The sequence below is a fragment of the Cobetia sp. SIMBA_158 genome (assembly GCF_046566945.1).
Taxonomy (GTDB): domain Bacteria; phylum Pseudomonadota; class Gammaproteobacteria; order Pseudomonadales; family Halomonadaceae; genus Cobetia; species Cobetia amphilecti.
This window is the reverse complement of sequence record NZ_JAWJYL010000432.1, coordinates 1-267: the sequence shown is the minus strand read 5'-3', so window position 1 is coordinate 267 and position 267 is coordinate 1. Positions and strand designations below refer to the sequence as shown.

Annotated in this window: 1 protein-coding gene; it reads right to left on the bottom strand. The window is 31.8% G+C overall.

Annotated features, from left to right (window positions below; all coding sequences use genetic code 11):
* Positions 1-15 precede the first annotated feature (15 nt).
* The gene (locus R2R70_RS20580; protein ID WP_333980360.1) at positions 16-165 is read right to left on the bottom strand and encodes a hypothetical protein; all 150 of its coding nucleotides are present in this window, start codon (positions 163-165) and stop codon (positions 16-18) included.
* Positions 166-267: the final 102 nt, after the last annotated feature.

Sequence of the window (267 nt, the reverse complement as noted above, 5' to 3'; positions counted from 1 at the left end):
AATCTTTGTGTATAGCTATTCCTCCTCCTTAATCAGCAAAAACAAATCTTCAATAAACTCGTAAGCATTCTCAATGACTCCGTCTGTTTGATATATTGCTTCTTCACATTCGATCCCGTTTTCTTCCATAAATCTTTTCACACGTTTCAAAACAGTCTCTTGCATAATTTCCTCCCTTTTGTTTAAAAGTCTTCTTTTATTGGAAATCCTGTTGTTCCGATGGATATCATTACCTTTAATTTCTTTCATTTGATATAATCAAATTAT